This window comes from Zobellia russellii (assembly GCF_018728565.1).
In the GTDB taxonomy this organism is placed as follows: Bacteria; Bacteroidota; Bacteroidia; order Flavobacteriales; family Flavobacteriaceae; genus Zobellia; species Zobellia russellii.
Genome location: NZ_JACSOI010000002.1, coordinates 586,270 through 608,903, shown reverse-complemented (window position 1 = coordinate 608,903; position 22,634 = coordinate 586,270). Strand labels below are relative to the sequence as shown.

21 protein-coding genes are annotated in these 22,634 nt (G+C 38.0%); 8 read left to right on the top strand and 13 right to left on the bottom strand.

Going from position 1 to position 22,634, the window contains the following annotated elements; genetic code table 11:
* Window positions 1–4 precede the first annotated feature (4 nt).
* Both H9565_RS08030 and H9565_RS08025 read right to left on the bottom strand, forming a co-directional pair.
* On the bottom strand, window positions 5–661 hold the full coding sequence (locus tag H9565_RS08030; RefSeq protein WP_215438688.1) for a DUF4271 domain-containing protein: 657 nt from the start codon (window positions 659–661) through the stop codon (window positions 5–7).
* Window positions 661–2,328, bottom strand: coding sequence for an ArnT family glycosyltransferase (locus H9565_RS08025; RefSeq protein ID WP_215438687.1), 1,668 nt, complete (start codon window positions 2,326–2,328; stop codon window positions 661–663). The genes H9565_RS08030 and H9565_RS08025 overlap by 1 nt, the downstream gene beginning before the upstream one ends.
* A 162-nt stretch (window positions 2,329–2,490) precedes the next feature.
* Here H9565_RS08025 and H9565_RS08020 point away from each other — a divergent pair, with 162 nt between their 5' ends.
* From H9565_RS08020 to H9565_RS08010, 3 genes are read left to right on the top strand one after another with little or no spacing between them, the layout of a single operon-like run.
* Entirely contained in the window at window positions 2,491–3,219 is a 729-nt protein-coding gene (locus tag H9565_RS08020; RefSeq protein WP_215438686.1) for a polyprenol monophosphomannose synthase, read from the top strand.
* A 1-nt stretch (window position 3,220) separates the two neighbouring features.
* Window positions 3,221–4,555 (top strand): dihydroorotase, encoded by a 1,335-nt coding sequence (locus tag H9565_RS08015; RefSeq protein ID WP_215438685.1) that lies wholly within the window; start codon window positions 3,221–3,223, stop codon window positions 4,553–4,555.
* 1 nt (window position 4,556) lies between these two features.
* Window positions 4,557–4,976 (top strand): DUF4296 domain-containing protein, encoded by a 420-nt coding sequence (locus H9565_RS08010; RefSeq protein WP_215438684.1) that lies wholly within the window; start codon window positions 4,557–4,559, stop codon window positions 4,974–4,976.
* Here H9565_RS08010 and H9565_RS08005 read toward each other — a convergent pair.
* Window positions 4,957–5,964: an NAD-dependent epimerase/dehydratase family protein gene (locus tag H9565_RS08005; protein ID WP_215438683.1), complete on the bottom strand. Its 1,008-nt coding sequence runs from the start codon at window positions 5,962–5,964 to the stop codon at window positions 4,957–4,959. The two genes, H9565_RS08010 and H9565_RS08005, sit on opposite strands and share 20 nt — an antisense overlap.
* Window positions 5,965–6,067: 103 nt before the next feature.
* Here H9565_RS08005 and tyrS point away from each other — a divergent pair, with 103 nt between their 5' ends.
* Together tyrS and H9565_RS07995 are read left to right on the top strand one after the other, a co-directional pair.
* Window positions 6,068–7,363 carry a tyrosine--tRNA ligase gene (gene tyrS / locus H9565_RS08000; protein WP_215438682.1) on the top strand — a complete coding sequence of 432 codons (1,296 nt, stop codon included), beginning with the start codon at window positions 6,068–6,070 and terminating at the stop codon, window positions 7,361–7,363.
* 86 nt (window positions 7,364–7,449) lie between these two features.
* Window positions 7,450–7,980 (top strand): hypothetical protein, encoded by a 531-nt coding sequence (locus H9565_RS07995; RefSeq protein ID WP_215438681.1) that lies wholly within the window; start codon window positions 7,450–7,452, stop codon window positions 7,978–7,980.
* Here the strand turns inward: H9565_RS07995 and H9565_RS07990 are convergent.
* Window positions 7,977–8,954, bottom strand: coding sequence for a LuxE/PaaK family acyltransferase (locus H9565_RS07990; protein WP_215438680.1), 978 nt, complete (start codon window positions 8,952–8,954; stop codon window positions 7,977–7,979). The genes H9565_RS07995 and H9565_RS07990 overlap by 4 nt on opposite strands.
* A 265-nt stretch (window positions 8,955–9,219) precedes the next feature.
* Here H9565_RS07990 and H9565_RS07985 point away from each other — a divergent pair, with 265 nt between their 5' ends.
* On the top strand, window positions 9,220–9,651 hold the full coding sequence (locus tag H9565_RS07985) for an FKBP-type peptidyl-prolyl cis-trans isomerase (RefSeq protein WP_215438679.1): 432 nt from the start codon (window positions 9,220–9,222) through the stop codon (window positions 9,649–9,651).
* Window positions 9,652–9,760: 109 nt separating this feature from the next.
* Here the strand turns inward: H9565_RS07985 and H9565_RS07980 are convergent, their stop codons facing one another.
* The 3 genes from H9565_RS07980 to H9565_RS07970 form a co-directional block, all read right to left on the bottom strand.
* Complete coding sequence (locus tag H9565_RS07980) at window positions 9,761–10,084, bottom strand: T9SS type A sorting domain-containing protein (RefSeq protein ID WP_215438678.1); 324 nt, start codon at window positions 10,082–10,084, stop codon at window positions 9,761–9,763.
* A 228-nt stretch (window positions 10,085–10,312) separates the two neighbouring features.
* Window positions 10,313–10,621 carry a T9SS type A sorting domain-containing protein gene (locus tag H9565_RS07975; protein ID WP_215438677.1) on the bottom strand — a complete coding sequence of 103 codons (309 nt, stop codon included), beginning with the start codon at window positions 10,619–10,621 and terminating at the stop codon, window positions 10,313–10,315.
* Window positions 10,622–10,834: 213 nt separating this feature from the next.
* Window positions 10,835–11,560 carry an NUDIX hydrolase gene (locus H9565_RS07970; RefSeq protein ID WP_215438676.1) on the bottom strand — a complete coding sequence of 242 codons (726 nt, stop codon included), beginning with the start codon at window positions 11,558–11,560 and terminating at the stop codon, window positions 10,835–10,837.
* A gap of 157 nt (window positions 11,561–11,717) precedes the next feature.
* Here H9565_RS07970 and H9565_RS07965 point away from each other — a divergent pair, with 157 nt between their 5' ends.
* Window positions 11,718–13,208, top strand: a complete 1,491-nt coding sequence (locus H9565_RS07965) for a mannitol dehydrogenase family protein (RefSeq protein ID WP_215438675.1) — start codon at window positions 11,718–11,720, stop codon at window positions 13,206–13,208.
* Window positions 13,209–13,211: 3 nt separating this feature from the next.
* Here H9565_RS07965 and H9565_RS07960 read toward each other — a convergent pair whose 3' ends face one another.
* The 6 genes from H9565_RS07960 to H9565_RS07935 are packed head-to-tail and all read right to left on the bottom strand — an operon-like array spanning window position 13,212 to window position 20,163.
* On the bottom strand, window positions 13,212–14,099 hold the full coding sequence (locus H9565_RS07960; RefSeq protein WP_215438674.1) for a carbohydrate kinase family protein: 888 nt from the start codon (window positions 14,097–14,099) through the stop codon (window positions 13,212–13,214).
* Entirely contained in the window at window positions 14,100–15,596 is a 1,497-nt protein-coding gene (locus H9565_RS07955; RefSeq protein ID WP_215438673.1) for a mannitol dehydrogenase family protein, read from the bottom strand.
* A gap of 24 nt (window positions 15,597–15,620) precedes the next feature.
* On the bottom strand, window positions 15,621–16,589 hold the full coding sequence (locus H9565_RS07950) for an ABC transporter permease (protein ID WP_215438672.1): 969 nt from the start codon (window positions 16,587–16,589) through the stop codon (window positions 15,621–15,623).
* A 23-nt stretch (window positions 16,590–16,612) separates the two neighbouring features.
* The gene (locus H9565_RS07945) at window positions 16,613–18,133 is read right to left on the bottom strand and encodes a sugar ABC transporter ATP-binding protein (protein WP_215438671.1); all 1,521 of its coding nucleotides are present in this window, start codon (window positions 18,131–18,133) and stop codon (window positions 16,613–16,615) included.
* Between the two features lie 39 nt (window positions 18,134–18,172).
* Window positions 18,173–19,228: a substrate-binding domain-containing protein gene (locus tag H9565_RS07940; protein ID WP_215438670.1), complete on the bottom strand. Its 1,056-nt coding sequence runs from the start codon at window positions 19,226–19,228 to the stop codon at window positions 18,173–18,175.
* Window positions 19,229–19,266: 38 nt separating this feature from the next.
* The gene (locus H9565_RS07935; protein ID WP_246560386.1) at window positions 19,267–20,163 is read right to left on the bottom strand and encodes a hypothetical protein; all 897 of its coding nucleotides are present in this window, start codon (window positions 20,161–20,163) and stop codon (window positions 19,267–19,269) included.
* Between the two features lie 538 nt (window positions 20,164–20,701).
* On the opposite strand from H9565_RS07935, the gene H9565_RS07930 reads away from it, so the two are divergent.
* A complete protein-coding gene (locus H9565_RS07930; protein ID WP_215438669.1) occupies window positions 20,702–22,633 on the top strand; it encodes a tetratricopeptide repeat-containing sensor histidine kinase in 1,932 nt (643 codons plus the stop codon).
* Window position 22,634: the final 1 nt, after the last annotated feature.

Below are 22,634 nucleotides of genomic sequence, written 5' to 3'. Positions count from 1 at the left end.
AAACCTATTGTTTAAGATAACTGCCAATGATAACAAACGGGGAAATTTCGAGAGCGCAAAGGTACAAAATAAAATAGAAAAAGTAGGAAGTGATAAATTTTTGGTGATTCCTTAACACTGTAACCCACCCGATTACATTTATGAGGAGGATTAAAAGTATGGCTATATAGACCACAACTTCCGAGCCCTGCGCTACGTAAGCCAGAATTACGTTGGCCAAAAACATGATAATTCCACTATAATTTAGGTAGGATAATTTTTTAAAAATAAGTTCTCCAATGGTCTTCCCGGAACCAAAAATGAACCCATTGCCTAGCTGTAAGATTATTTTTACGACAATAAACCCTAAAATACTGGCTAAGATTATGGGGTACATGAACGGGTATGCATCATTGGTATCACCTCTCAAAATTTGCCGCGCCATGTAAACGAACAATGAAAAATTAATAACCTGGAAAATGGTAAAGAATATATGGAACCAATTCATCAACTTTTCCTTTTTACTGTACATAAAGATGTACTTGTTGTTGAAAGGAAGTATTATGAAATTTAGAAAACGGCTATAGAACAATCCTTTTGCCAGTACTAAAAATAAAATACTGCTTATGAGTATAATGGTAATCCAATCGGCAGTGCCGGCAGTTCGTAATATGGGTTCCATTATTTTAGTTTTGTGTTTCGTCCGTTAATACCATAGTTGAGTCCGTTCTCCATTATACCTATTCTAACGTATTTTGGATCATTTAATTTTCTGGGCTTTGGAAATTTAAAGGTATAGGTAAGTGTATCCTTAGCTTTAATATGTGTAACCGAAGAATTTTTTAACTGGGCCTTAATGGGCAAACGGTCCTTTACTTTTTTAGAGGCGTTCATGTAAGCCACATTAAACCTGAGCTTATTTAGGTCTATATCAAAATCGTACGGATTGTATAGCTCAAAAGTCTGCTCCTGCTCAAAATCAAAACTTATGGGCCCTTCCAGTAGGGTTCTGAGTTTTCTAAAAGTTTCAAAATTGTCTATGTATTTGCCATACATTTTGGTGCCATCACTTTTTGTAAAGGTAAGTTCGGCATCAGAGGAGCGCTTAGATAGATACAGTATTTTTTTGTGCTGTACTTTAGATTCGGAATCATCAATAGAGTATTGATTGAGCCTGTAACTTTCGTTATTAAGGGAATAGGTGTCATTACCGGAATAAAAAGCGAACATGGGAGCGTTACGATATGAGTTCTCAAACACCAAAGGCGTATTGCCTACCTTGTCCGTTACGTCTTTAATCAGTTCAATATTGCCATGGGTCTCATAATAAATGGGAGACATAGGTTCATAAATAAGTCCCGCCCTTAGAAAGAGAATAATAGCGATATTTACAAGGCCCATTCTGTATATCCATTTTTTTGCAATTTCATTTTCCATCATAAAACGGAAAACAACAATTATAAGCGGAATAGAGATTACAATAATCCACTGGGTCTGAATCCTTCTATTGAAGCTTGAGATAAAGAAGAAAATAAGCACTCCAAAAATTAAAAAGAGGAGGGCTCTGGTAAACTTGTCGCTTGCTTTAGCTTTAAAAAGGCCCCAGTAAATCCATGGAAAGGTAAAACCAAAGATGGCCACAAGATTTACAAAATACCCTAATGTATACTTATTAAAGCTGTAAGGGTCGTTAGGACGGTCAAAGAGATGATAGTTTATGGTAACAAATTCATTCTCGTACAACCAGATAAAATGTGGTACATAGCAGAGTAAGGCAACAATGACAGAAAGCCATGCATATTTGTTTAAAACCAATTTTAGATTGGAAAGCAGTATAAATATGATGACCAAGGCCGCATGATACTTGCTGTACATTAATCCAGCCATGGTAATGCCCATGACAATACCCCAAAATAGGTCTGGTTTTTCAATAAACCGCTTGTAAACGTATAATAACAATGCGGTAAAGAATAGCAACGGGGTATCCGGCAGGGTCAAAAAGCCATAGGCGTTCAAAAGCGTCATGGAATAGACCAGTACAAAGAAGTGAACCACATAGTCCTTCTTTTTAGGGTGGTCTACAATGTTCCAAAGAATGAATAAAGTGGCAGACGAAAGAATGCAACTCATAAATCTAACTCCCAGCTCGCCGTTAGAAAAGAAACTGCTAATTTTAATGAGAACGGCAACCATAGAAGGGTGGTCAAAATAGCCCCATGCCATGTTTTGCGCAAAATGCCAGTAATATGCCTCGTCAAAAATAAGAGGGGTAAAATAGGATTGAAGCAGGTTTAATAAAAAACCTATACCTAGTAAGATTAGAAAAATTCGTGGCAGTTTAGACTTCATTCTTTAGTTGGTGTCTCAAATAGAGGCTAGGTCTATTGTTGTTAGAACGCTCAAAATTACGAATTCTGATAGATAGCCGACCTTTAAAAATTTCACAATTCCATATTTGGCATTTTTTGGAGACTTTTAAAATGTTATTTTTGTCAAAATTCAAGCGAATCCGTGTCAGACAGCCTAGTTATTATCCCCACTTACAATGAGATAGAGAATATAGAAGCTATTATTAAAGCGGTCTTTGGTCTCAGTAAAGATTTTCATGTTCTTATAGTAGATGACAACTCGCCGGATGGCACTTCTGCAAAAGTAATAGAGTTGCAACAGGAATTTTCCGGAAGACTTTTTTTAGAGGTCAGAAAGCAAAAATCCGGTTTGGGTACAGCTTATATACACGGTTTTAAATGGGCCATTGCAAAAGGATATGACTACATTTTTGAAATGGATGCCGATTTTTCTCATAATCCAGAAGATTTGTTAAGGCTTTATAGGGCATGTGCCAATGGTGCGGATGTAGTTGTAGGTTCACGTTATAAAAAAGGAGTTAACGTGGTAGATTGGCCTTTGTATAGGGTGTTACTTTCTTATGGTGCTTCTTTTTATGTAAAGATGATAACGGGAATGCGTGTTCATGACCCTACTGCTGGCTTTGTAGTCTATAGACGTCATGTTCTAGAAAATATAAGTCTAGATTCCGTACGGTTTATAGGGTATGCTTTTCAGATTGAAATGAAATTTAGAGCGTATCTAAAAAATTATAAGATTGAGGAAGTGTCTATCATATTTAGAGATAGAGTAAGGGGAAAATCAAAAATGTCGTCATCAATTATCAATGAAGCCATCGTTGGCGTTTTTATGATGAAAATGCGCAGTATGTTTCAAAAATCTAGATTTTAGTATGGGAAAAATATTGATAAAGAATGCCAAAATCGTAAACGAGAACTCGATTTTTGAGAGCGATGTTTTGCTTCAGGATGATATTATCATGAAAATTGAAGCTAATATTTCTGATGATACCGCTAAAATTATAGATATCGAGGGTAAATACCTTTTACCGGGAGTTATAGATGATCAGGTGCATTTTAGAGAGCCGGGCCTTACGCATAAGGGAGATATCTCCTCCGAAAGTAGAGCTGCCGTAGCTGGTGGAATCACAACTTATATGGAGCAGCCCAATACCAATCCGCAAACTACTACCATAGAAAAGTTAGAGGAAAAATTTCAAATGGGTGCCAAGTCCAGTTTTGCCAATTATTCATTTCCTTTTGGAGGTACTAATGATAATTTGGAAGAATTAAAACGATTGGATAAAAACGCCTGTTCAGGTGTAAAACTCTTTTTGGGGTCTTCCACAGGTAATATGCTGGTAGATAATGAGGAAGTAATCGAGAAGATTTTTAGAAATACAGAAATGGTTATCTCTGCACATTGTGAAGATGAGGGAACCATTAAAAGAAACCTTGCCGAGTATAAAGAAAAGTTTGGAGATGATATTCCCGTAAAATACCATCCTATTATAAGAAGTGAAGAGGCTTGTTATCTTTCTTCTTCAAAGGCTGTGGCATTAGCTAAAAAAACAGGTGCCCGTCTACATGTTTTTCATTTGTCTACCGGAAAGGAAACAGATTTGTTCAGGAACGATATTCCGTTGGAGCAGAAGAAAATTACAGCAGAGGTCTGTGTGCATCATTTATGGTTCTCAGAAGCGGATTATGATACCAAGGGCACTTTGATCAAATGGAATCCTGCAGTGAAAACGGCAGCGGATAGGGACCAGTTGTGGAAAGCATTGTTGAATGACCGTTTGGATGTTATAGCAACGGATCACGCCCCCCATTTATTAAGTGAAAAAGATAACGTGTATACCAAAGCGCCATCGGGCGGTCCATTGGTACAACATGCACTCACCGCTTTATTGGATAAAGTGCATGAGAATGTGATTTCCGTAGAAAAAGTGGTGCAGAAAATGTGTCATAATCCCGCTATACTATTTCAGATTGAAAAAAGAGGCTATATTAGAGAGGGCTATTTTGCAGATTTGGTAGTGGTAGATATGAACGCTCCTTACCAAGTAACAAAAGAGAATATAGCGTACAAATGCAAATGGTCTCCGTTTGAAGGCACTACCTTTAAGTCTTCCGTGACGCACACATTTGTTAACGGTCACTTGGCCTATGAAAACGGAAATTTTTCTCCAGAGCGCAATGCAAGGCGATTAACATTCAACAGATAATATGAAGAAGTTAGCAGCGGTTCTGGTATTTTTTACGATTATATCCTGTAATGAGCAGCTTTTGGAAAAGCCTGAAAACCTTATTCCAAGGGAGCAAATGGTGGCCATTCTTCAGGACTTGGCCGTAGTAAACGCTGCCAAAACAACTAATATGCAGGTGCTCAGGGACAATGATGTAGAGCCTATGGACTATATTTTTGAAAAGTACAATATAGATAGTTTGCAACTGGTAGAAAGTGATCGCTATTACGCTTCGCTACCTGTGGAATACGAAAAAATTTATAAGGAAGTAGAGGCTAACCTTGAGTCTGAGGCCAAGGTTTTGGAAGAGCAGAAAAAGGTGAACGATAGTCTTAGAGTGGCCAAGGAAAAATTAGAAAGGAAAAAAGCAAAGGCCAAAGCTAATGATACTCTTCCTTAAATTTTTGACAACATAAAGAAATGGTTTCATCCAACGCCTCAAATTCAAAGTTTAAGGCGTTTTTTATTTTTTGATTGTTGTATATTTCTCGGTGCCTTAAGGAATGAATAGAGTTTTTGGTGATTCTCCTTCCGTTTTTAAAGAATAGGTTTTTTAGCCAATCTAACCATCTTCCTATTTCAAGTTGCCAATACTTTAGTTGCACGGATGGCGGTTTTATGCCAAGCTCTGCAGTTATTTTGGTCAGAATCTCTTTGAACGTCAGATTTTCAGCTACGGCAATATAGCGTTCGTTGGTGATTTCTGAATCCATTAAGGTTGCCATCATTTTAATCACGTCATGCACTGTGATAAAGCCTGTGCCACCAGGAGGGTAAAACCGATACCCTTTTTTTGCTATGGTAAACAAATCTCCACTACCGCTATGCCAGAATCCCGGACCTATGATTACCCCGGGGTTGACCATAACTACGGGCAAGCCTTCTTGGGAGCCGCGCCAGACTTCCATTTCCGCTGCTTGTTTGGTAAGTCCATATACATTGGCTTCACGAGGGGTCCACGCATTTTCTTCATCTGCCATGCCACTTCCCAATGTTCTTCCTATGGCGCCAATGGTACTGGTATAACATAGCTTTTGTACACCATGGGCAATACATAGGTTTACAATATTGGCGGTTCCTTCTGTATTTATTTTTTCTAGCGTATCAAAGTTTTGAGGGTCAAATGAAATAAGGGCAGCTGTGTGGTATACGTGGGTAATCTGGTCAAAAGCAATTTCCAAGGCGGGAATATCTATAATATCGGCCTCTACCCATTCAATTTTATCAAACAGGGTTTGGGCGTCATCTGTGTAATACCCAAAAATTTTGCGCACACGTTCCAGATTGCTTTGCTTTCTGTGAATGGCCCTAACGGAACTGCCGCTCTGCACCAACTTCAATAAAAGATGCGAACCTACCAACCCCGTTCCTCCTGTAACCAATATCATGTTCCAAAGTTAGCGAATAGCGCTGAATAATTTCCTGTATTATTCAAGGGTTGGGCGGCGATTTACTTTTATATTTGCAGCTAAATTTACAGAATAGACGGACATGACTTCAAACTTTGTAGAAGAATTAAAATGGAGAGGCATGTTGCATGACGCAATGCCGGGAACCGAGGAACATTTAATGAACGAAATGCAATCTGCCTATGTGGGTATTGATCCTACTGCAGATTCTTTGCACATTGGCCATTTGGTAGGGGTAATGATGTTGCGTCATTTTCAATTGGCAGGCCATAAACCTTATGCGCTTATTGGTGGTGCTACGGGTATGATAGGTGATCCCTCCGGAAAATCAGCAGAGCGTAATCTATTGGACGAGCCTACGCTCCGTCATAACCAAGAAGCTATAAAGGAACAATTGTCGCGGTTTTTGGATTTTGATGGTGATGGGGACAATGCTGCCATCTTGGTCAATAATTATGACTGGATGAAAGATTTTTCATTTCTGGATTTTATAAGGGACGTGGGCAAGCATATTACCGTAAACTATATGATGGCCAAGGATTCGGTTAAAAAGAGACTTTCAGCGGAATCCAAGGAAGGAATGTCCTTTACTGAGTTTACCTACCAAATGGTACAGGGGTATGATTTTCTGTACTTGTACCAAAACCATAATTGTACGTTGCAAATGGGCGGTAGTGACCAGTGGGGAAATATTACCACAGGTACGGAACTAATAAGAAGAATAGGAGGGGGCAAAGGCTATGCGCTTACCTGCCCGTTGATTACAAAAGCGGATGGTACTAAATTCGGAAAGACCGAAGGAGGTAATATTTGGTTGGATTCCGAAAGGACTTCACCCTATAAATTTTACCAATATTGGTTGAATACCTCAGATGTAGATGCTGAGAAGTACATTAAAATATTCACGTTTCTTTCCAAAGAAGAAATAGAAGAGTTGATAAAAGAGCACCAAGAAGCACCGCATATGCGTGCTTTGCAGAAGCGTTTGGCCGAAGAAATTACCGTAATGGTGCACTCACAGGAAGATTTGGAAAATGCTCAAAAGGCTAGTAACATTCTTTTTGGACGGTCTACTTCGGAAGATTTAAAAGGTTTGAACGAAAAGACTTTTTTAGATGTTTTTGACGGAGTACCACAAGCCGAAATTTCTAAAATGGAGCTTACTCCGGGATTGGATATGATCGGTGCACTTGCGGATAAAACGGGGTTTTTAGCATCAAACAGTGAAGCAAGAAGGGAGCTGAAACAGAATTCTATCTCTGTAAATAAAGAAAAAGTAAAAGCAGATTATCTTATTACGGATAGTGACTTGATCAACGGCAAATTTGTTTTGTTACAGCGGGGTAAAAAGAACTATTTTGTTTTAGTGGTACAATAGTTCGGCCGTTTTTTAAGATAAAAGGTAGACTAAAACGGGTTTGGAAAGCGTTATGTAGCCAGTAACATTTTTCAAACCCGAATTAGATGCGTAAATTTTTGTTGATTCTTACCGTTTTTGCTACACTGACTTCTTGTGATAAGTTAGACGAGCTTACCAAATTTGATCTGGATTATAATAGTCAAGTAACTATACCATCTTCGGCAGGTATAGACCTTCCTTTTGATATGTTCACGCCGGACATGGAGACCAATTCTGATTCACAGTTTGAGGTAAACGATACGCGCAAAGATCTTATTGAGGAAATTAAACTAACTAAGTTGGAATTGGAGATTACCTCTCCGGACGATAGTGATTTTAGTTTTCTTGAATCTATAGAAATCTATATTTCCGCAGAGGGACTTGATGAGATAATGATTGCTTCTAAAGAAGAAGTAGACGAAAATATTGGTGATGTTTTAGATGTAGATGTTATAGACGTAGACTTAAAAGAGTACATCAAAAAAGACAAATTTAACCTAAGGTTGAATACGGTTACTGATGAGTTGATCAGTATGGATCATGAGATTGACGTAAACTCTACATTCTTTGTTGATGCCAAAATATTGGGACTTTAAAATACCATTAAATTACAGCCTCTAACATCGGAATGGTCAAAACGGCCCAATACTTCAAAAGTGCCGTTTTCATAGGTCTTGCCTAAATCTTGCGTAGCTATAAATGCACAAGAATCAATATTTGCCAGATCTATAACATTAATACCTCCAGTTTTTTTATGGTCTTGGTAGGCTAGTGGGTCTTCCGTATCGCGGATTAGGATTTTCATCCAAGGAGGAGTTTCAAAAATACCGTTTCCTTTTGAATAGCCTTGGGATAATAGTTCTGTCATGCCATATTCAGAATGTATGACCGGTACGCCAAAGCCTTCTTTTAAGATAGAATGAAGTTCTTCGCGAATAAGTTCCTTTCTTCGGCCTTTCATGCCGCCCGTTTCCATGATTACGGTGTTCTTTAGTTTTAGCGTGTTGGTTTCAACCATGTCCAAAAGGGCAAAAGAAACTCCAATAAGCAATATTTTTTGACCGTTTGCGTCTAGTTGGATCAGTTTATTGCGTAAACCATTTAGGTCGTTAAGATAAAAGCCGCTATCCGGATGCTGGCTCTGCTTGATCATATCATCAACCATATAAATAAGAGATGAGCCTTCTCTTTCCAGATAAGAAGGTAACAGGGCCAGAACGCAAAAATCTTCAACTTTACCGTAAAATAGTTCAAATGCATGTCTGAAACTTTCCTCATACAGAGAAAGCCGGTTTACAAAATGTTTGCTGGTGTTGCTTCCGGTAGTGCCGCTACTTGTGAAAATTGTTTCTGGGTGCTTATCTCCAGAAATAATTTCTTTCGATTTAAAAAAGGAAATGGGTAAAAAGGGGATTGCGTAAACCTCATCAACATTTGCATCGGACTTACCTAAATAGGAGCAAAATTCTTGGTACACGGCATTGGTGCGATACTGGTGCCTAAAAACTTTTAAAGCTTGGGCGTCAAATTCGCTCTGTGTATTTATCTTAAATATTTCACTACCGTTCATAATGCTATTCCTTGTGCAAAAATAGTGATATCCTTTTCTGTAAAAAATAAACAAGATGGGTAAAAGTGTATAATTTTAATGTATCTGGTTATTCGTAGGTAACCAGTTTTTTAATTGTTAATTCTTTTAACTAATCAGGCATAAAATGTTAATGTTTTCTAAATACAAGGAAGGCTCGGGTTAAAGATTTTGTAGCCTTTTTTATACCTGTACCTTTACCAAAATAGCTATAAAATAGCATTTTGCTGTTTTTTAAAATGATATTATGAGTCAAATTAAAGAGAACGATAAGGTAAAAGTACATTACACAGGTAAGTTGACTACAGGTGAGGTTTTTGATAGCTCTGTTGAAAGAGGTGAGCCTATTGAATTTACTATGGGTCAGGGACAATTGATACCTGGGTTTGAAAAAGGTCTGATTGATATGAAAGTCAATGAGAAAAAAACCGTTAATATACCTAAAGAGGAAGCTTACGGAGAGCCTAAAGCAGAATTGATACAGGAAGTTCCAAAGAGTCAATTGCCACAGGATATTGAGCCTAAAGTAGGAATGGGACTTGTTTCTCAGACCCAAAGCGGGCAGGAAATTAATTTATTGGTTACTGAGGTAAAAGAAGAAAGTATTGTTGTTGACGGTAACCACCCTTTAGCAGGTAAAGACCTTGTTTTTGATCTAGAGGTAGTAGAGATATTATAAAGTTGTATCATATGAACCCCTTGTATAAAGGGATGATATGGTAAAACATTACATATTTGTTTTTTAATTAAATTGAAATAGCTCCTGAAAGGGAGCTTTTTTTTTTGGGCTACTTTACAACCAGTTTTCGGTTGCTGGTTTTTTGGTTTTCCGTAACCTGAAGCACATATACACCTGGTACAAGCCTAGAGATATTTAGATTGCTCTTGGAAATTTGGTCCGTAAGCACAATTTTTCCGAAGACATCGTAAACTTTAATATATTTTGATTGGTTGTCTCTGGTAATAACATTTACCACATCATTAAAAGCAGGATTGGGGTATAGCTTAAAACCGGGAATTTCTTCTTTTTTTTGATTTTGAAAATCAAATGAATCTTGGGCGGACATTCCAATGGTAAATACCATGAAAAGCATAAAGTAGGTAATGCGCATAACTATTGATTTGGGGTCAACAGTTTAAAGGTAGAAAATGGGGCGGGTGATTGTTCTGAAATGTTGTGAAAATGGCCTGGGTGTTGGTGAACGCCACATCAGTTTCCGTTCATCGCTATTTTGTTACCATTCATCGACAGGGGTTTGAAGTTTGCCGACAGGTTTCTTGGTTGTAATAAATTGAAAATAAGAGGGTTCGGAAAAGGTGTTGTTGAAAAAAGAGGAGTGCTACTTAACGATTAATTTTCTTGTAGCTACTTTATTGTTTTGGTAGACCCGTAACACATAAACACCGGCATCAAGATCAGAAAGATAGAGTTCGTTGCCGTTAATTTTGGTTTCTAGAACCTGCGTACCCAAAACATCATAAATTAGAACTTGCTTGGGTGCATTGTCATTTGTACTAATGTACACCTTGCCATTCGTAACAGGATTTGGGTAAAGTTTAAAACCCTTAATATCTCCATTACTCTGGGTTTCTTGCCCATAGGAAAACGAGATACACAAGAATGTAATAATTAGGTAAAAGTGCTTCATATAATTATGTGAGCAAATAATATACCACGAATATACGAAATCTTTATTTTGATCGTTGCCCGAATTTATGAAATGTAAGAAAATATGTATAATCGGAACTCTGAGAGCATTAATTGACCAACATTTAATGGTTTGCCCTATACGAATAACTTAATCCATTTTTTTGGTAGAGCTATTTTAACTTGAAAATTGAACTTAGGGTAGCGTAAGCTCTTAAATATTTATGATTAGGTCTTTTTCGGTTACTTTATCGTATACATCCCGGCTAAAAACATAGAGTTTGGAGGGCTTTTTTGCGTTGCCCTTTCGGGTTTCGTTTAAAGGGACAATATAAATTTTCTTTAGAACCTTTTTTCGGAAATTTCGGTTGTCAATTTCAATATTCAGGACAGATTCAAAAGCAATTTGAAGTTCGTTTAAGGTAAACTTATGTGATATAAAATCAAATATAATGGGCTCAACCATGATTTTTTGCTTCAAATCTTCTTGAGCGTCCTCAATTATTTTTTTGTGGTCAAACCCCAGTTCTGGTAAGGCCTTTAGCGGAAACCACTTAAATTCATCATTACTTAGTTTAATGTTCTTTTTGGGTTGAACAAAATAGTACGCAATAGTCATGGATTGTGCCTTGAGTCCTTGACTTTTGGTCCACAGTAAATCTTTTTCGGTTTTAATTCTAGAAGTAATGCCGTAGGTGTGAAATTGGATCCTGTTGAACTCGTTAAGGTTGGTTATGCTTTTAAAGATACTATTGGCAGACTCCTCTAAGGTTTTGTTGATAAAAGCACGTTCTCCCGTAATGACCCAGTCATCAATTATTGGGTACTCTTTTCGGAACATATTTAGCGTTCGTTTTTGCAATAAAACATCCAGACCTTCTGGGCCTAAGCCAAAAATGACACAATTAACAGATACGTTATCCAGTTTTCTAAAATCCATTTAATACGGCTCTCTTATCTTTGTTTTAAACTTCATTTTGCATGGGCCTGAAGTTCTATTTCGTCAATATACAATGAACCCTTAAAAAATATAGATATAATTTTATTTTTTATGTAAATTCAAAGATTTTGGACACTGATTCTTTATTGTAAAAAACATGCAAAACCCATTATACTTAAATATTGAGAACGTAGGAGCAATGCAGAATAGGGTATTGACCCCTGTGTTTGATCGGGACAAAATTAAAACAAGTATTGCTCATATAGGGGTAAGTAATTTTCATAGAGCGCATCAAGCATATTATATGCATGAATTGATAGAAAAGCATAATGAACTGAATTTTGGTATATGCGGAATAGACCTTTTGGATGCAGACCGAAAGATATATAATGTGTTAAAGGATCAAGACGGTCTTTATAGCTTGGTAATGAAAGATGCCAATGGATCTCATCAAATAAAAGTTATTGGCTCTATTGTAGAGTATTTTTTTGGTCCTGAAAACCCCATGGCGGTTATTGAAAAACTTGCTCATCCTGATATTGAAATCATTTCGTTGACTATTGCCGAAGACGGGTATAACTTAAATGAGATAACGGGAGAGTTTGACCAAGAGAATCCCGTTGTAGAAGAGGATATGAGAAATCCGTTTTACCCTAAAACCGTTTTTGGATACTTGGTGCAAGCCTTTAAGTTACGGAAGTTCAGGGGCCTAACGGGATGTACTATCTTATCGTGTGATAATATCAAAGGGAACGGAGATACGATGAAAGCTTCTTTTTTCAATTATGCAAATAAGATGGAGCCCGAATTATTGCCTTGGTTAAAGGAAAACACTACGTTTCCCAATTCAATGGTAGATAGGATTACACCGCTCACACGCCCAGAGGATATTGAAATCTTGAAAAACGATTTTTTAATTGAAGATCAATGGCCGGTAGTCTGTGAGCCTTTTTCAAATTGGGTAATAGAGGATAATTTTTTCCATGGAAGACCAGAGTGGGAAAAGGTAGGAGTGCAGTTTGTGGAGCATATTGAATTTTATGATAAAATGAAGCTTCAGTTGCTTAATGCAGGCCATAGCCTGTTGGGGGTGCTGGGCACACTTCACGGTTATAAAACTGTAGGTGAGGCTGCAAACGATGAAGATTTTATGCATTTCCTAAAAACTTTTATGGATGAAGAGGTCATTCCTGTGCTGGACAAGGCCGAGGTTCATTTGGTGGAAAATTATAAATCTACTTTAATTGCCAGATTTAAGAACCCGTATATTTATGATAGCCTGTCAAGAATTTGCAACGAAAGTTCTGCAAAAGTCCCAATCTTTATTTTGCCAACGGTACAGGCGCAGTTGTCTAAAGATGAGGTTATAGATAGCGTTGCTTTTTTTGTTGCCGCATGGTGTAAGTATTATGATGGTTTGGATGATCAAGGTAAAGCCTATAAAATATCCGACTCAATTAGTAATGTTCTAATTAGAAGAGCTACCCAATCTCAGCAGGAACCGCTTAGGTTTTTAGAAATAGATTCTGTTTTTGGTGATTTAAAGAACAGTTCCATTTTCGTAGAAAAGTACGTGCGCTATCTAAATCATATTAGAACGCGCACGATTAAAGAGTGTATAAAGGATTTTAATGCTAATTTGTTATAACATTTAAGATTGCACATAAATCATTTGGTCAATAGTAGCTTTCTCTATTTTGGGGTTGGCTCCTTCATGGCTGGCCACAATTGCACCAATAGCACAGGCATAGTCAAGCGCATTTTGAGGGGGAGTACCTTTAAGTAACTTGTTGATCAGAGATGCCAAAAAAGAATCTCCGGCGCCAACGGTGTCTACCACAACAATTGGGTAGCCATTGTTGTAATAAAATAAATCGTTTCTATAGAGTATGGCGCCTTTACCGCCTCTTGTAACACAAATAGATTCTGTATTGGTATACTTCGCTATAAATTTGATGTTCTCTTCTAGAGACTCAGATTCAAAATCTAACGCTCTTGCTATTTCAAGAATTTCGTCGTCATTAAACTTAATGAAATTGGCAGCGTCCATGAGTTCGGACAAGGTATCTGCCGTATAATGAGGGGCTCTAAGATTCACATCAAAAATCTTATACTTGGCCAATTTTAAAAGTGCAGATAGTGTGTTTTTAGAGAGGTGGTTTCTTGCAGCCAAACTTCCATAAATAAACGCATCTGCAGTTCGGGTAATATTTATGGTGTCCGGGGTGAGTTCAATGTAGTCCCAAGCTCTGGGGAACTCTATGCTGTAAGTGGCGGAACCTTGGTTGTCCAAAGAAACTTTTACGTCTCCGGTTTTTAGGGTATGGTCAACTTTTACACTTTGAGTGTCAATACCTTGTTTATTTAGGAAATCAATTATTCCGCTACCTGGCGCATCATTTCCTACCTTGCTTATCAAGCATACCCTGTTCTCCAATGATTTTAAACGTGAGGCAACATTTAAAGGAGCTCCTCCAATCTTTTTGTGAGTTGGGAACACATCCCAAAGAACTTCTCCAAAACAAACTATATTTTTCATTTAAATATTATTTAGAGCTTTATTGTTCATTTTATTTACACATTCTTCTACGCCATGTTTTAGAATGTTATGATAGGCTTCTGAATAAGAATCAACAAATCTTTTTGATTGATTTAGTTTTCCAAAAACGGATTCTATTTCTAAAAAAGCCGCGGGATTTTCTTTGGCAACCAGTGCTTTTTCTTTTAGGATTGTTTCAAGGGCATCTTTAATGTTCAAAGCGTTTCCTTTTTCATCAATACCGGCACTGTAAATGGCCCAAGCTGCTATTACAAAAGCTGCATGTTCAATAGGGCCGCCATTTTTTAATTGGGTATGTACTGTGGGTAAAATAAAAATGGGAATTTTAGCGGAGCTTTCGGAACAAATTCGGTCTATTTGATCTTTAATGTAAATATTTCCAAATCTTTGAAGCAGTGACTGTTTGTACGTTTTTAAATCGATTCTCTCCAAACTGCCTAAAGTAGGGGTCACCTCTTCATCCATATATGTGTGTAAGAAGGCTTGTATGGCTTTGTTATGAACAGATTCGTCAATAGTTTCATAGCCAATTAGAGCGCCTAGGATTCCCAAGACCGAATGTCCCGCATTCAACAGACTGAGCTTCATTTTTTCATAGGGAACTACGTCTTCAACAAATTGGGCGCCTACGGTTTCCCAGGCAGGTCTTCCGGAGATAAAATCATCTTCTATGACCCATTGCTTAAACGGTTCGCAAACTACGGGCCATGCATCCTCAATTCCGCTGGATTCTTTTAATAAGGCAATGTCTTTTTCAGATGTAGCGGGGGTGATTCTATCTACCATGGCATTAGGAAATGATACGTTGGAATTTATCCAGGACGCAAGTTCCGGTTCCGCCATATCCACAAAACTCAGTAACATTTTTTGAGTCATATGCCCATTTCCCTGAATGTTATCGCAAGATTGAATGGTGCAGCCGGGCAACCCCATTTCTTTTCGGAGTTTTAATGCTTGGGTCAAATAACCAAAAATTGTTTTGGGAGCTCTTGGGTTTTCTAAGTCATGCTGAATTAAGGGATTTGTAAAATCAAAAGCACCTGTTGCTTCGTTGTAATTGTAACCACCTTCGGTAATCGTTAAGGTTATAATCTTAACATCGGCACTTGCCATTTTCTCTATTACTTGTGTTGGGTTTTCTGGGGCAAAAAGGTACTCTACAATAGAGCCTATGATTTTTTTGGTCAAGGTGCCGTCCAATTCCTTCACAATAAGCGTGTACAATCCATCTTGCTCTTTAAGGGTGTTGTAAATTTTAGTATCAAAATCCAGTAGGGCAATGCCGCAAATACCCCAATCCGAGTTAGCTGGGTCATGTAATAACTGATCGGTATAGTAGGCTTCATGAGATCGATGGAACCCCCCTATGCCTACGTGAACAATACCTGTTTTTAAAGTAGACCTATCATATTTTGGAATTAAAGCCTCATTTGAAAATTTGCTGAGGTTTTTGTTGTTTAATTTATAGCTAGTCATATTACGTAACGTTATGTTTTTTAGTTATTTGCTTTCGAACTTTTGTAAGAGAACGGCAAAGATGATTATGGCTCCTTTTACCACCTGTTGTGGGTAGGAGGGTACATTCAGGAGGTTTAGGATGTTGCTTATCAAGCCTAAAATAAGGACCCCCATTAAGGTGTTTATAGCAGTTCCTTTTCCTCCATTTAAACTTGCACCGCCAATTACAACTGCGGCAATGGCATCAAGTTCCCAGGCCATACCCATATTGGGCGATCCCAAATTTGTTCTGGAGGCAACAATAATGGCGGCAGTTGCTGCCAAAGACCCAGAAATTGCATACACCAAAAACTTATATTTATTTACTTTGATACCTGATAATCTAGAAGCCTCTTCGTTGCTCCCTATAGCTATAATAAGCCTTCCAAATACATTGTAGCGTAGCATTGCCATTGCACATATGACGATGATAAAGAATACAATGGAAATGTTAGGTATGCCCAAAGTTGAATTGTTGGCAAAGTCGGACATGTAAAGCCCTCCGTAAGTTGTGAAGGTAATAGGAGAACCTTTTGAATAGATGAAACCTAGGCCCCTTGCAATGGTCATTAAGGCAAGGGTTGCAATAAAGGGTGCCATTTTTTGATATGCTACAAGATAACCGGCTATACTTCCCAAAGAAAATCCGATTAGAATGGTCAATAGAATGGCTAGGGGTAAAATAAATGTATTCACCAAAATTGCGAAAGTAACAGCTAACAAAGCCACCATGGATCCTACGGAAAGGTCTATACCACCGGTTAGGATAACGATTAACATTCCAATGCTAATAATGCCAATACCGGAAACTTGTTTCAGTAAATTGGATAAGTTTACCGATGTAAAGAATACATCCGAAATTAATGCTGAAAACACTACCAATACTATAAAGATAAAAATGGTGTTGTGTTTGATCAGAAACTTGAGAAACCCTCCCGGACTACTAAGCTGTTGTTTTATTGTTAAGGCCATGATTTATTTTTTAAATGGTTGGATTATGTTGTTTTTAATGCTTTTCCAATGGAGTAGCGAAGAATGTTCTCTTCGGAAAATTGCTCTTTGATCAACTCGCCGTAGAAAGTGCCCTTGTGCATGACCAGAATTCGGTCCGATATACCCATTATTTCTGGCATATCGGAAGAAATGACCACTACACCTACACCTTTCTGGGCAACTTCATTTATAAGGTTATAGATTTCAACTTTTGCACCAACATCTACACCTCGTGTGGGTTCATCAATTATAATTACTTTACTGTCTATACTAAGCCATTTGGCCAAAGCCACTTTTTGTTGGTTGCCGCCACTTAAATTACCCACGCTTACTTCTGAACTAGGGGTCTTAATATTTAGCTTATCAATTAAGGCGGATACGTTTTCTTGTTCTTTTTCCGTCTTTAAAAAGCCTAGTCTGTTGGAAATGGGGCCAAAATTGGTAATGCTAATGTTCTTTCTTATGGAAAGTGGTAAGAAGACGCCTTCTTCCTTACGGTCTTCGGGTACAAAGCCTATTTGATGTCTTGCAGCATCAACGGGCGACTTTGTTTTTATCTCTTTTCCGTTTAGAATTAAGGTTCCCGATTTTTTCTTATCGGCACCAAAAATCAATTTGGCAGTTTCGGTCCTTCCGCTACCTCCTAATCCTGCTATTCCCAGAACTTCACCAGGTTTAACGGAAAACGATACGTCATGAACCAGGTTGTTCTTGGCTGTTAAGTTCTTGACTTCAAAAACAGGTTCCAATCCTATTTTTGCATGACGTTCCGGGTACAAGTCTTTTAGTTCGCGTCCGATCATTAACCGAATAACACTATCTGTGTCGGTCTCGGAAACGGGCACGCAACCTGTGTCCACACCGTCCCTAAGGACTGTTATGGAATCTGCTATTTTAAAGATTTCCTCTAAATGGTGAGAGATGTAAATGATGGAAATGCCTTCTTTCTTTAACCTGAACAAATTGTCAAACAATTTTTGTGTATCAGTTGGGTCAAAAACGGTAGTGGGCTCGTCCAGTACCAGTACTTTCGTGTCTTCGGACAGGGCCTTGGCAATTTCTACTACTTGTTTTTGAACAATACTCAAGTCTCTTACTCGCGCAGAAGCATCAATCTTAAAGCCTAAAGAGTCTATAAGTTCTTGTGCGTCTTGGGTTATTTTTTCCCAGTTCATCCAAAACTTATTTGCTCCAAGTTTGTGCAAATAAATATTCTCGGCAACGGATAGGTCATTTACAAGCGATAGTTCTTGGTAGACCACACTAATGCCTTTTACCTGGCCGTCATGTGTGTTCTTTAGATTTAGCTCTTCGCCATTCAGCAAAATTTTCCCACCATCTTTTTGGTGTACACCGCTAAGGATTTTTACTAATGTAGATTTGCCGGCACCATTCTCGCCAAGTAGCGCATGAATTTCTCCGGGCTTTACCTTAAGATTTACACCTTCAAGTACAGAAACCACTCCAAAGCTTTTTGATATTCCGGTCATTTCAACTCGGTATTCGCTATTTTTAGTCTTCATGTCTGACAAGGTTTGTTAATTGAGTGTTGCGGACCTTCCTTAAAATATAGCATCTGGCCTGTAGTATTGTGCAGCATTCTCTTTTGTGATCAGTAATGGTGCAGTGTATGAGTTCTTGGGGAAATCGGTTTTTCCGTTCATGTATTCTATGGCATACTGAACTGCGTTTTTTCCTATCTGTACAGGACTGTTCATGGCGGTGCACCCGTAAAAATCGGTTTCCATAATGTATTTAATAGCCTCTTTTTGCCCGTCTGCGCCGGCAACTATTAAAATATCATCAGTTTTGCCGGCCTGGGCAATTGCTTTTATAGCTCCTAGTACGCAAACATCAGATTCGGTAATGACTACGTTTACATCGGGGTGGGCAACCAAAACGTCTTCCATGGCCTGCAAACCGCCGGCATAGGACCAGTTGGTGTACATTTGGGTTTTAATGTTCAGGTCAATATAACCCAACGTTCTAAGTTGTTCTTCCGTAATGCCCTGTAGCAACCCTTGTTTTCGGGTTTTGCCCACTGGGTTACCGGCATTACCGCTCAATAAGGCTATGTTCATTTTTTCTTTACCGAATTTTTTGGCTAGCCATTCTCCTGCAAGTTCTCCGTTTGCCAAGTTGTTGGATTGAATGGTGGTTACGAAATCTGCGGATGGGTCAATAGAACTGTCTATGATGAATACAGGAACACCGGCAGCTTTGGCAACTTTGGTGACGCCTACCAAGGCATCTGGGTCTAGTGGATTAAGAAGAAGCGCATCAATGCCTTTTGTGATTAAGTCCTCAACTGCGGCAATTTGTTTGTTAATGTCATTTTGGCCATCGGCGGACAAGAAGGTCATGCCATTTTTTTCGGTAGTGGATTTAATGCTTTGGAACAGCGCTTGGTAGTAGGGTGCGTTTAGCGAGGGGGTGCAATAGCCTATTCTTTTTTCTGAGAGGTCTATTTTACTTATGAAATTTTCCTCCGTATCATCAGATGTGTTGCTTGAGGATTTGCTTGTCTCTAACTGCCTGGCACAACTACTCACAAATAGCAAAGTAACCACCATGAATGGGCCAATGATTTTCATTAAAGCTGAATTTTTATTTTTCATAATCAATACTGTTAGCTGTTATTTAGGTTCAGGTTTTGTTAAAATAAGGAAAAATCAAGCGACAAGACCGTTGCTTGCTTCTCTGGGTTCCACATTGCAGTGACTTCTACCGGTAGTTCATAGTTGGCTACGGTAATATTCTTGTTTAGGGCCAATCCTACATTAATAACATTTGCTTTGTTCTGGGTGTAGAATGTTTTATCGGTTAGGAAAGACCATGCGCCACCGGCAAACAAGGATAGTTCGTAATTGTCAATTTTCCATACTTTGCTCTTTATTTCGAAATAATGCGTCCATGAGTTTTTTAAAGAGCCATCAGGTTGGATTTCATAATCTCCGGAACCACCGCCTATAATGGTAGCCAGATATAGCAATGTGTTTGGAGTAATATTGTAACCAAAATTGATATCAACAAAATTATATCCCTGTGTTTTATCATAGCTCCAATAGTGAAGTGTGTCGCCCCTTTCTTCTACGCCTGTGTAATTGTTGTGCGATACGGCTTCGGCAAAAAATGTATCAGAAAGACGATAGACGGCATAAATGGAAACCTCCTTATAGTTGGCCCTTACGTTCTGCCCTGAATCCTTATGGATAACATCGGTAGTGGTAAATCCGGCACCGCCCCATACACCAAGTGTAAATTTTTCATTCTTTGAATTATATTCCAAATGGGTGGCGAACATGGCTCCGGGATGTACTACAGAACCGTGCCATATATGCATGTTCTTTAGATGGCCGCCAGTGTTAAAAGGTTTGTAGCGGTCTTTGTTTTTTGTTTCTTCCTGTGCTACAGCTGAATTAATGCCAATGAAGAGAGTGAACAAAAAAACCGTCATAAAAGAGGCTTTATAGAATAGTTCAATTTCTTTAGGATGTAGATTCTTCAAAGTAAAACCGATTCTACTTTGTGAAATGGGTAGTGTTAGTTTCATAATGTGAAGGTTACAAGTTGATTATAATAAACGTCTTTTTGACGTTTATTAAGCAAATGAAAACTTTATTTTTTTACTTACCAAATTAATTAACATAAATAATGTCATATTTTACCTTAATTATATGCGAAATTACCTTTGATGCCTTTGCTTTTTTTAGAAAAAGTGAAATTTTCATATAAAATGTAAATTGTACGTTTGATGTTTGTTTAGTAGGGTGTGTCTATGGTTTATTAGTCTAAATGATTTTATGAGAGAAATGAAAATATCAGTGGTTAATGAACATTCATAACCAAATTTTGTAGGATGTTCTATTACAGAAAAACACATAGTCACTTTAGAAAAAAAGCAAAAAGGAATTTTATGAAAAAGTTGTCTCGGTCAGATGTTTTTGGAGTGATTTGGTCGGAATTCAAAGAGGTTTTCTTGGTAATCTCAAAGGGCTGTTTGAATAGGACAAGTACCAATTTAATTTACTATTTTGAGCCCTGATTTGAAGCATGATTATTTAGTTCAACCTCAGAATTCCCCATTGCTTGTGAAGAAGTTACTTTTTTTAATTTCTTTTTGTTTCATAGTTTGTTGTTCTTCAAAGAATGAACCTTCCGGTGTGGGCAGTGCTGGAGTTTCGGACAGCACTTTGGTGTATTATAACCTTTCAAAAGAGAAGTCGCTTTCACTCAAGGAAAAACTACGGGCCATAAATGCATCTTATAAAAAACTAAAAGACCCCGTTGTTGATTCCCTTTATGGGTATGTGCTTGATGAAAAAAGTATGCTTCATTTTAGCTCGGGTCAATATGATAGTCTTTTGAAGTATAGTGATCTTTTGGTAAGTCAAAGGGATAAAATAGGTAAGGCATCGCTTTTAGGGGAACACTATTATTTAAGGGGATATTATTTTGCTGAAATTGAGCACGATTATTTTAAGGCCGTTGAAAATTATTCACGTTCAAAAGAATATTATCAAAGTCTGAACGATAGTGTTGGGGTAGGGGACAACTTAATGAATATTGGTATTATTCAAAAGAACAACAATGATTTTTTTGGTAGTAAAGAGACGCTTACCGATGCTTTAAAGTTTTTAAAATCACCTACGGATAGGGCTAATTGCTATAATACCTTGGCAACCAACCATAGGAAATTGTTGAATTTTTCCGATGCTGTAAAATATTATCAAAAAGCAATTGGTACCACACAATCAAATATTGATAAGCTGATCTATGAGAACAATTTGGCTGCAAGTTACATAGATAGTAAGGCGTATGATGATGCTATTGATTTGTTGGGTAGGATAGCAAATGACTCCACTTTAAAGAAACATCAGAAGGAATATGCACGGGTTTTGGATAATTTGGCCTATGCAAAGTGGTTGGCAGGCTATTCTGTTTGGGAAGATGAATTTCAAAAGCCGTTGGCCATTAGAATTAATAAGGGGGATAAAAGAGGGCAAATAGCTAGTTATACGCATATGGGCGAATTTTATGGTGCTGCCAGTCCGGAAAAATCCAAAGTCTATTTTGATTCGGTCATACGCCTATCTAAAACTTTAAAAATACCGCGTGCGGAAAAAGATGCTTTAAAACAGCTGATGAAGTTATTGCCGGCAGATGTGGGAATGAAAAATAGGTATGTGTTTTTGCAAGATAGTTTGTACGAGCAAGAATTAAAGGTAAAGACCCAATTTGCAAAATATAGGTATGATGACAGGTTTAAACAGGAGTCCATTCTACGCTTAGAAAAAGAAAATGCGGAACGCAATTTGGAAGTGGTTGAACAGCGAAATCAAAAAATTATATCCTATTCGGGCTTTGCGTTACTCTTATTCGTTTCTGTTTTTGCGGGGTTCTATTTAGTGCAACGGGCAAGGCACTTAAAACAGGAAAATAGGACAGTAAAGATAGAAGCTACATATGAGACCGAAGCTGAACTATCTAGAAAACTACATGACGATTTTGCCGGAAAACTAAATCATGCTATGGTTTTGCTCCAAAACGGAGCCCAGCGTACCGAGGTCCTAAACGTGGTTGATGGCCTTTATAACCAAAGTCGGGATTTTTCCAGGGAAATAAACGATGTGGATACGGGACCCAAATTCAAGGAAGTGCTTTTTGGTATGTTAAGTGGCTATGGCAGAAATGCGCAGTTACTAGTTACCGGAAGTTTGGAGGTAGAATGGGATAGTCTTTCTGCGTTAACGAAAAAAACCTTGTACAAAGTGCTGCAGGAGCTAATGATAAATATGCAAAAGCACAGTGGTGCTACAGTGGTGTCCATTCATTTTGAACAGTTAAAGAAAAAATTGGTAATTAGTTATACCGATAACGGTAACGGAGCAACAAAAAGTAGCTTAAATAATAAAAATGGACTCTGGAATACAGAAAAGCGTATTCAGGCAATAAAGGGAAGTCTTACTTTTGATTCAGATAAGGGCGATGGTTTTAGGGCCCAGATTGAAATTCCGAATTAAA